General features: G+C 61.5%; 8 protein-coding genes. 4 read left to right on the forward strand and 4 right to left on the reverse strand.

Annotated elements, in window-relative coordinates:
* Window positions 1-1,675, reverse strand: a 1,675-nt coding sequence (gene aspS / locus LDL37_RS08715; protein ID WP_290796841.1) for an aspartate--tRNA ligase, incomplete at its 3' end; no start/stop codon positions are given.
* A 335-nt stretch (window positions 1,676-2,010) separates the two neighbouring features.
* On the opposite strand from aspS, the gene LDL37_RS08720 reads away from it, so the two are divergent.
* Genes LDL37_RS08720 through LDL37_RS08735 form a run of 4 tightly spaced genes read left to right on the forward strand, consistent with a single transcriptional unit; the run spans window position 2,011 to window position 6,747 of the window.
* Entirely contained in the window at window positions 2,011-2,676 is a 666-nt protein-coding gene (locus LDL37_RS08720; protein ID WP_290796843.1) for a DnaA/Hda family protein, read from the forward strand.
* A gap of 37 nt (window positions 2,677-2,713) precedes the next feature.
* The gene (locus tag LDL37_RS08725) at window positions 2,714-4,942 is read left to right on the forward strand and encodes an RNA degradosome polyphosphate kinase (RefSeq protein ID WP_290796846.1); all 2,229 of its coding nucleotides are present in this window, start codon (window positions 2,714-2,716) and stop codon (window positions 4,940-4,942) included.
* Window positions 4,923-6,449: a Ppx/GppA family phosphatase gene (locus LDL37_RS08730; protein ID WP_290796849.1), complete on the forward strand. Its 1,527-nt coding sequence runs from the start codon at window positions 4,923-4,925 to the stop codon at window positions 6,447-6,449. The genes LDL37_RS08725 and LDL37_RS08730 overlap by 20 nt, the downstream gene beginning before the upstream one ends.
* A 4-nt stretch (window positions 6,450-6,453) precedes the next feature.
* Window positions 6,454-6,747: a hypothetical protein gene (locus LDL37_RS08735; RefSeq protein ID WP_290796852.1), complete on the forward strand. Its 294-nt coding sequence runs from the start codon at window positions 6,454-6,456 to the stop codon at window positions 6,745-6,747.
* Between the two features lie 210 nt (window positions 6,748-6,957).
* Here LDL37_RS08735 and LDL37_RS08740 read toward each other — a convergent pair whose 3' ends face one another.
* The 3 genes from LDL37_RS08740 to LDL37_RS08750 all read right to left on the reverse strand — a co-directional run.
* On the reverse strand, window positions 6,958-9,033 hold the full coding sequence (locus LDL37_RS08740; protein ID WP_290796855.1) for a S46 family peptidase: 2,076 nt from the start codon (window positions 9,031-9,033) through the stop codon (window positions 6,958-6,960).
* Window positions 9,034-9,119: 86 nt separating this feature from the next.
* Window positions 9,120-9,701 carry a phosphoribosylglycinamide formyltransferase gene (purN, locus tag LDL37_RS08745; RefSeq protein ID WP_290796858.1) on the reverse strand — a complete coding sequence of 194 codons (582 nt, stop codon included), beginning with the start codon at window positions 9,699-9,701 and terminating at the stop codon, window positions 9,120-9,122.
* 163 nt (window positions 9,702-9,864) lie between these two features.
* Window positions 9,865-10,000 (reverse strand): AIR synthase-related protein (locus LDL37_RS08750; RefSeq protein ID WP_290796861.1); only part of this gene is annotated, 136 nt, incomplete at its 5' end.

Here is a 10,000-nt window from a genome sequence, read left to right on the forward strand (position 1 = left end):
GCGGGAAGGCGATGACCTCGCGGATCGCCGTCTGACCGGCCAGCAGCATCACAATGCGGTCGATACCGGGGGCCAGACCGCCGTGCGGCGGCGCGCCGTATTTGAAGGCATTGAGCATCCCGCCAAACTGATTTTCGACCACATCGGCGCCATAGCCCGCGATCTCAAAGGCCTTGAGCATGATCTCCTGCTTGTGGTTCCGGATCGCGCCGGAGCACAGCTCATAGCCGTTGCAGACGATGTCGTACTGATAGGCCAGAATGTCGAGCGGGTCCTTGGTGAGAAGCGCCTCCATCTCGCCTTGCGGCATGGAGAAGGGGTTGTGCGAGAAATCGACCTTCTTCTCGTCCTCATTGTACTCGAACATCGGGAAATCGACGATCCAGCAGAAGCGGAACTGATCCTCGTCCACCAGGTTGAGATCGGTGCCGACCTTGGTGCGCGCCAGACCGGCAAACTTGTAGAAGACCTTGGGATCGCCAGCCACGAAGAAGGCTGCGTCGCCCTGCCCCAGACCCAGAGCGTTCATCAGCGCCGTGGTGGCGTCGTTGCCGAGGTTTTTGGCGATGGGGCCGCCCCACGCACCCTGATCCTCAGACCAGAAGATGTAGCCGAGGCCCGGCTGACCTTCGCCCTGCGCCCAGGAATTCATACGGTCGCAGAAGGCGCGCGAGCCGCCCTTGGGGGCCGGAATGGCCCACACGGCATTGGCGCTGTTTTCGAGGATACGCGCAAACAGGCCAAAGCCGCCGCCGCGGAAATGCTCAGACACGTCCTGCATTTCGATGGGGTTGCGCAGGTCCGGCTTGTCCGAGCCGTACTTGGCGATGGACTCTTTGTAGGGGATGCGCTGGAACGGATAGCTGGACACGCGCTTGCCTTCGCCGAACTCGGTAAACAGGCCGTGCATCACCGGCTCGATGGCCGCGAACACGTCTTCCTGCGTCACAAAGCTCATCTCGATATCGAGCTGATAGAATTCCAGCGAACGGTCAGCGCGCAGGTCTTCGTCTCGGAAGCACGGCGCGATCTGGAAATAGCGGTCGAAACCCGACACCATCAGCAACTGCTTGAACTGCTGCGGCGCTTGCGGAAGGGCATAGAACTTGCCCGCGTGCAGACGCGACGGCACCAGGAAGTCGCGCGCCCCTTCGGGCGACGAGGCGGTCAGGATGGGGGTCTGGTATTCCAGAAAACCCTGCGCGACCATGCGGTTACGGATCGACTGAATGACGCGCGAGCGCAGCACGATGTTCTTGTGCAGGGTTTCGCGGCGCAGGTCGAGGAAGCGGTTTTTCAGACGGATTTCTTCGGGATATTCAGGCTCACCGAACACCGGCAGCGGCAGTTCGGCGGCTTCGGACAGCACTTCGATATCCGACACCACGACTTCGATAGCCCCGGTCGGCAGGTTGGGATTGACGGTCGCCTCATCCCTCGCCACCACCTTGCCATCGACGCGGATAACGCTTTCAGCACGCAAGCGTTCGACCTTGGCAAAACCCGCGCTGTCCGGATTGAACACCAGTTGCGTCAGGCCGTAATGGTCGCGCAGGTCGATGAACAACAGGCCGCCGTGGTCGCGCTTGCGGTGAATCCAGCCCGACACGCGCACCTCGGCGCCGGCGTCGGTGGCGCGCAGCGCGCCGCAGGTATGGGTACGGTAACTATGCATTGTGAGTCTCTGAATCCGGCTCAAAAAACGGTTGGGGGCTAGGGCACATGACAGGGGCGGATTGTCAAGACTTGTGTCCGGACTCCCGGCAAAAAGCCGCCTCCGAATTTAATTTCACTTTGCAAGTGAGATGTTTTTTCAGTTTCAGGCCACGGATGCACACGGATGATCGCCTGTGGCGATCTCACGGATAGTCATACCCACACGCCTCACCCTTCTCGGACCCTCCGTGTCTATCCGGGGTTTCTTTTCCCCAGAACGGCCCACCGAACTAACCCCATCGGATGCGGCGGCCACGGATTGCCTTCTGCGCCCCATCTTCCTAAGTTAAGCGCATGGCGCATCAGTACCCGCTCGACCTGTCCCTGCCTGCCCCCTATGCGGCGGCGAACTTTGTCGTTTCCGACGCCAATCGCGCCCTGTTCGACCTTTTGAGGCAGCCCGCAGACTGGCTGAACCCGCATCTGGTGCTGACCGGACCGATCGGCTCCGGCAAGACCCACGCCGGCCATGTGTTTGCTGAAACGCAAGGCGCGCACTGGCTGAGCCCCGGCGTGCCCGTACCCGACACCGCCACCCTGTTCGTGGTCGATGAGGCTGAGACCTTTGATCAGGAGGTCCTGTTCCACCTCTATAACCGCACGGCGTCGGACGGCCGCCTGCTGCTGCTGTCACGGCAGCACCCGGCGCAATGGACCATCCGTGTCCCCGATTTCGAGTCGCGGCTGAAGGCCATGCGCGTCGTCGATATGCCGGAACCGGACGATAGCCTGCTGAAAAGCGTGCTGAAAAAGCTGTTTGAAGCGCGCGTCATCACGCCCTCCGACGACGTGCTGGAATATCTCAGCCGCCGCATGGAGCGCTCGGTGGCGCACGCCCAAAAAATTGTCACAGGTCTTGAGGCATATGCCAATGGCCGCGCCTTTACCCGGTCTTTGGCGCGTCAATTTATCGAGACCAGTGAAAATATGACTTGGTTCGACGATTGGGATGAGATTTAGTCAGTAAAACATAAGAAAATAAGGATTCTGAACCGCCATGCCCGCCTCCGAAACCGTCAATGACATTATCCGCACGACAGAGTCGGTGGCGGCTGAGCCTCAGTCAGAGGCTCAAATTGATCTGACCTCGGACGAGGCGCTGGGCGATGCGCTCTATATCAACCGCGAACTGTCGTGGCTGGCCTTCAACAAGCGGGTGATCGAAGAGGCCGAAAATCCGCGCCACCCGTTGCTGGAGCGGCTGCGCTTCCTGTCGATTTCGGCCAACAATCTCGACGAATTCTACATGGTGCGCGTCGCCGGGCTTCAGGGTCAGGTGCGCGAAGGCGTGCGTATCCTGTCCGAAGACGGCCACACCCCGGCCGAACAGCTTGAGGCCGTCAACAAGGTCGCTCAGGCCCTGATGAACAAGCAGCAGACCATCTGGTCCAAGCTGAAGGCCGAACTGTCGGCCAATGGCCTGATCCTGCTCGACCACAAGGAGGTCACCAAGACCGACACGGCGTGGCTGGAAAAGCGCTTCCATGAGCAGCTTTTCCCCGTGCTGACGCCGCTGGCCATCGACCCGGCGCACCCCTTCCCCTTCATCCCCAATCTGGGCTTCTGCATCGCGCTGAAACTGCAACGCCGCGCCGATGCCAAGACGCTTTACGCCCTTGTGCCCATTCCTACGGGCGTGCGCCGCTTCTGGGAGATCGGTGGCAATTCGCGCGGTCAGAACACGCGGCGCAAATTCGTCACGCTGGAGGGCATGGTGGTCATGTTCGCCCAGCAGATCTTCCCCGGCTTCGATATTCTGGGCAAGGGCGTCTTCCGTATCATCCGCGACTCGGACATCGAAATCGAGGAAGAAGCCGAAGACCTGGTGCGTGAGTTCGAAGCCCTGCTGAAGCAGCGCCGTCTCGGTTCGGTGGTGCGCGTCAAGTTCGGCGCCTCCATGCCCGAAGACCTGCGCGAATTCATCATCGAGCAACTGCACGCCCAGCCGCAGGACGTGACCATTGTCGATGGCATTCTGGGCATGTCCGAGCTGTCGCAGCTTATCCCGCCCGACCGCAACGACCTGAAATTCAAGCCCTACACGCCGCGCTTCCCGGAACGCATCCGCGACAATGCCGGGGACATCTTCTCGGCCATCCGCGAAAAGGACATTCTGGTCCACCACCCGTTCGAGAGCTTCGACGCCGTGGTGCAGTTCCTGCGTCAGGCGGCGCGCGACCCCAACGTCATCGCGATCAAACAGACGCTTTACCGCACCTCAAAGGACTCGCCCATCGTCGCGGCCCTCATCGAGGCCGCCGAGCAAGGCAAAAACGTCACGGCACTGGTCGAAATCAAGGCGCGCTTTGACGAAGAGGCCAATCTGCGCTGGGCCCGCGCCATGGAACGCGCGGGCGTGCACGTCGTCTATGGCTTTGTGGAGTACAAGACCCACGCCAAGCTGAGCGTCGTGGCGCGCCGCGAAGGCGAGGCCTTGCGCACCTATTGCCACTTCGGCACCGGCAACTATCACCCGGTGACGGCCAAGGTCTATACGGACCTGAGCCTGTTTACCGCCGACCCGGCGCTGGGGCGCGACGCCATGCGCGTCTTCAACTTCATCACCGGCTATGCCCGCCCGGACGTGATGGAAAAGCTTTACTTCTCGCCCGTGACGCTGAAACAGGGGCTGATCTATCTGATCGAGCAGGAAATCGCCAATGCCCGCGCCGGCAAGCCCGCGCAAATCTGGGCCAAGATGAATTCGCTGGTCGATCCGGTGATCATCCGCAAGCTCTATCAGGCCTCGCAGGCCGGGGTGCAGATCGACCTCGTCATCCGTGGTATCTGCTGCCTGCGTCCCGGCGTGGCGGGCTATTCGGACAATATCCGCGTCAAGTCGATCGTCGGGCGCTTCCTAGAGCACACGCGCATCGTGTGCTTCGCCAATGGCCACGCCCTGCCGTCGGATCAGGCGCGCGTCTTCATCTCGTCCGCCGACTGGATGAGCCGCAATCTGGACCGCCGCGTCGAAACCCTGATCCCGGTTGATAACCCGACCGTGCACCGTCAGGTGCTGGATCAGATCATGGTCGCCAACCTCAATGACGAGGCGCAATCGTGGAACCTGTCGTCAGACGGCACCTATACGCGCTTTGATACGACCGGCCTCGATGCGCCCTTCTCGGCCCACGAATACTTCATGACAAACCCGTCGCTGTCCGGTAGAGGTCGCGGCGTCAAGGATCTCCCCCAAGCGTTTGATCATGTCGGTGCCCGAAAGTAGCTTTGCCCCCCTTCCCGCCGCGACGGCCCTGCCCGCCGCCTACTACACGGCCGTCATCGACATCGGGTCGAACTCGGTGCGTCTGGTCATCTATCGCGTCGAAGGGCGCTCGATCTGGCCGGTGCATAACGAAAAGGTGCTGGCGGGGCTGGGGCGCGAACTGATGAGCAGCGGCCGCCTGAGCCCGTCGGGCTGCCGCGACACGCTGATCGCGCTGAAACGCTTTCGTTTCATCGTCGATTCCTACCCCCTGTCGCAGGTGCACGCCGTGGCGACCGCCGCTATCCGTGAAGCCGAAGACGGCCCGGACATGGTGCAAACTATTGAGGCCGAAACGGGCTTCAAGGTGCGCGTCCTCAGCGGGGCCGAAGAGGCCTATTACTCGGCGCTGGGCGTGCTGTGCGGCCATGATGATGCGGTGGGAGTGGTGGGCGACCTCGGCGGATCGAGCCTTGAGCTGATTGATCTGCAAGGCGAAAACGCCTTCAAAGGCATCACCCTGCCTCTGGGGCCGTTCGCGCTGGGGGCTCCGGCAGCGGTCGATATCGACAAGACCCTGACGCGCATCCGTGAGGTTCTGACGCCGCACAAGGATCGCTTTCAGTTTGCAACTTTTCATGCGGTCGGCGGCGCGTGGCGCAACCTCGCCATCATCTGGATGCAGAAGGCCAACTACCCGCTTCAGATCGTTCAGCAATTTGAGCTGCCCGCGCGCGAAGCCCTCAATATCTGCCGCCTGATCGCCACCCAGTCGCCCGCCTCGCTGGAACGCATCCGCGGCGTCACCAAGCGGCGCATGGAGCATCTGGCCTATGCGGCTCTGGTGCTTCAGGCCCTGATCGAAACCTTCGGCTTCGACACTATCAACTTTTCGGCCAACGGCCTGCGCGAAGGCGTGCTGTTTGAACAATTGCCGAAGGACGTGCAAAAGCGCGACCCGCTGATCGAAGGCTGCGCCGCTCTGGGGGCGCGTCAGGGTATCAGCAACGATATGGGGCCGGCTCTGGCCCAGTGGGTATGCGATTTCTACGATACCACCTCCGGCATCGACATACCCGATGTGCGGCTGATCCGCGCGGCATCCAAGCTGGCCGATATGGGCGCACTGCTGCACCCCGACCACCGCGCCGACCTCGTCTGCGATCAGGTGCTGCGTGCCCCTATTCCGGGGCAGAACCACGCCGAGCGCGTCTTCCTGGCCTCGACCCTGTTCACCCGCTATTCCGGCGACGCCTATACCAAGGAGCCGGTGCTGATCAGCCGTATTCTGGGCGATGACGGGCTTGAGCGCGCCACGCGGCTGGGTCTGGCCTTGCGGCTGGGCTGTGACCTGTCGGCCAAGTCGGGCGCCCTGCTCCGCCACGCCCACCTGACGCAGCAGGGCCGCGATCTGGTGCTGGAGGCCAAGAGCGGCTGGGAAGACCTGCTCCTTGGCGAACAGACACGCAAACGCGCCAAGGCACTGGCCAATGCGCTGAAACTCAACCTGAAAATGGGAAGTTATTGACCCCATGCCATCCGAAACGCAGAAGCTTCGCCAAACCGCAAACACTTGGATTGGCATAGCTATTGTCGTTACCGGAATAGGCGCGTTCTTTGCTCACGGTTATTATTTTGACCTTTGGGGACAGAAGCTTCAGTTCCGCTGGGCGTCGCTGGGATGGTGGGGTTGGATTGCCATCATCTCATTTGGCTCGGGCTTTATGACCGGTGGTGTCAAGAGTGGCGTAAAAGCGGCTGCAAGCATAAGCGGGCTATTCGTTTTGGCGTTGATAATAGGCGTCTTAACCGGAAGATATGGCTGACTCCCTCCTCCCTGTTGCGCAGCAATGGGGAGGTGCCGAGCTTGCGAGGCGGAGGGGGATGACACGGAAAAAGGCCGGGAACGCGATCCCCGGCCTTTTCTGATTTCAAGGGGCAGCGCGCGTGACCGACGAAGGCGCAATCCCCCTCCGTCAGTCTGCTTCGCAGCCTGCCACCTCCCCATGCCTTCGGCACAGGGAGGAGATTTTGACTTACTTACCGCTCAGTTCCTTCACCAGCGCCTTCTGGTCATAGACCTTGTCCAGCGCTTCAAGGATGGCGGTTGAGGCCACGGTGACGGTGCGGTTGATCGTGCCGTCATAGTAGTAGGCCCCGCCCAGGCTATGGATATTGCCGTCAAAGGCCGCGCCCACGACTTCCGCCCTGGCATTGATCACCGGCGAGCCGGAATTGCCGCCGATGATGTCATTGGTCGAGGAGAAGTTATAGACGATCTTCGGGTCGATCTTGCTCTTGGCGGCGGCGAACTTCGGCGACAGCTCATAGGGGTCGTTGCCCGTAGCGCGGTCATACAGGCCCGCGAACTGCGTAAAGGCCGGCACGGTCTGACCGCGATAGGTCCAGCCCGTCACCTTGCCATAGGACAGGCGAAGCGAGAAGGTCGCGTCCGGATAGGTCGAGTTGCCATAGGCCTTGAAGCGGATCTTGGCGACCTTTTCGGCGGCGATGCGCGTCGGGCCCGAAACCTTGGCCTCGTATTCCTTGCGTAGCGCCAGCGCCTGATCGTCGATTTTCAGCGCATACTGGATCATCGGGTCGTCAGAGGCCTGAATGGCCGCCAGACCGCCGTCCCACAGGGCCTTGCGCACCGCCGGATCACCGAGCTTCGTGCCTTCGATCAGGCGCTTCGACAGGCCTTCGGGCGATTCCTTACCCAGCATCAGCTTGGTGATGGCGTTGTCCGTCGTCAGATATTCGCGGGCCTTGAGCAGGCGGAATTCGAGGAAGATGCGCTCATGCGCCGGGATGATGTTCGCCTTGTCCAGCAGGCGCTTTTCGACCAGCGGCAGGCGCGTATCGGCAAATTCCGGCAAACGCTCGGCGGACAGCTTGGCGCGCTCCTTGGCGGCGCGCACCAGGGTGCGGGCATAGGAGAACAGGCTCGACGAATTGAGCGACGAGTCGAGGAAATAGTAGGGCAGATAGAGGTCCTTGGCCGCCACCTGAACCGCCGCCAGATCGGCCCACGGATCGCCATAGAGCGCCTTGTCCTCAGCGCTCATACCGGCCTTCAGGGCCGCTTCTTCGGCGCGTTTGGCCTCCATAACCTTCGGATCCTGAAGCGCCAGCTGCTGACCGTAGAAGACCTTGAAGCCGTTTTCGAGGCTGGTCAGGGTATCGACGGTGATTTTCTTGTTAGCTTCGGATTCAGCCCCAAACTGGATCAGGCGGCCGCGCAGTTCCGAGCGCATCAGTTGCTGGGTCGGGATGGTCACGTCACGCAGGGTTTCAAGCTGAGAGACGGTCAACAGACGGCTGGTCGAACCGGGGTTACCGGCCACCAGCACCAGCTCGTTCTCCTTGGGCGCCGTCGTGGCGAATTTGAGATGCTGCGGCGTCTTCACCGGCTGACCGTTCTCGTACAGGCGCAGGAAGCCGGAATCGAGATTGTAGCGCGGGAAGTTGAAATTGTCGGGGTCCCCGCCAAAGAAGCCCGCCTTATATTCCGGATAGAAGACCAGACGCACATCGGTATAGCGGCGATACTTATAGAGCTTGTACTCACCGCCCTGATAGAAGCTGATCACCTGACAGCGGATCGTCTTGTCATCGCCGCACGCGGCCTTTTCCAGCTCGGCCGACTTGACGTTCTGCGCCTTGACGAAGTCAGCGCCGGTGAGACCCTTGGTCGCCGCATTGATGTCCTTGGTCACGTCGGTGATCGACAAAAGGATTTCCGCCGTCTGACCGGGGCAGGTCTTTTCCTCGGTGCGGGCCTTCGTCAGGAAGCCGTCATTGACGTAATCCGCCTGCGGCGTGGACAGGTCCTGCGCACAGGCAATCACGCAGTGGGCATTGGTCAGCACCAGACCGTCCGGCGACACCACCGAGGCCGAGCAGCCCGACAGGCGCACGGCCGCAGCCTGCACCTTGTCCATCCATGCCTTGTCGAGCGTCACGCCGTAGGTCTCCTTGACCTTGGCGGCGGGGAAGTTGTCGAAGGTCCACATGCCTTCGTCGGCCAGAGCCGTACCCGGCGCGGCGGGAGCCATGACGGCGGCCAGCGCAAAGGCGGCCCCGTAGGTGAGGACGGATTTCAGCGACATACAAGCGCATCCTGTGTAAATTTATAACAGGCTGCGGACTTTACATGAGCGCCTTTGTTGCGCAAGAAACCTTAACGACGGCCAGATTACATTTTTGTTAGAATATCGCGCACCGCGGCGGGATAGAGCCGGTGTTCCTCTGTCAGCACCCGCGCCGCCAGCCTATCGGGCGTATCGCCCTCGAGAATCGGCACGCGGGCCTGAGCGATCAAAGCCCCCTCGTCCACCCCGGCGGACACCCAGTGGATGCTGCACCCGGCCTCGGTATCCCCGGCGTCTATGGCGCGTTCGTGGGTGTGCAGGCCCTTGTACTTCGGCAGCAGGGACGGGTGAATATTGATCATCCGCCCTTCCCACTGCGTCACCAGCCACGGCGTCAGGATACGCATATAGCCGGCCAGACAGATGAATTCGACGCCACGCGCCCGCAACTCAGCGTCAATGGCGCGCTCATGCGCCTCGCGGTCCTTGCCGAAGGGCTTGTGATCAACGGCCAGCGCCTCGATGCCTTGCGACGCGGCCCACTCAAGCCCGGCGGCGGCAGGATCGTTGGACACCACCACGACGCATTCGGCCGGAAAGTCCGGGGCTTTGGCGGCTTCGACAAGGGCCATCATGTTGGACCCGCGCCCGGAAATGAAGATGGCGGTTTTGGTTTTGGGGGTCACCTAAACTCTCCTCCCTACGGCGCAAGCCGTGGGGAGGTGGCGCGCCGGAGCTTTAGCGAAGGGGCGACGGAGGGAGGCCGAATGCCTGCGTCATCCCCCTCCGTCTTTTTGCCTATGGCAAAAATCCACCTCCCCATCGCTTACGCGACAGGGAGGAGATTCATTACGCCGCCACCAGCTGGCCGCAGATAAAGGCGTCTTCGCCCGCATTGAGCAGCGCCGCCAGAACCGCGTCGGCGTTCTGTGGCTTCACATAAAGCACAAACCCGACACCGCAGTTAAAGGTGCGCAGCATTTCG

Origin of the sequence: Asticcacaulis sp. (assembly GCF_020217185.1) — a bacterium.
In the GTDB taxonomy this organism is placed as follows: Bacteria; Pseudomonadota; Alphaproteobacteria; order Caulobacterales; family Caulobacteraceae; genus Asticcacaulis.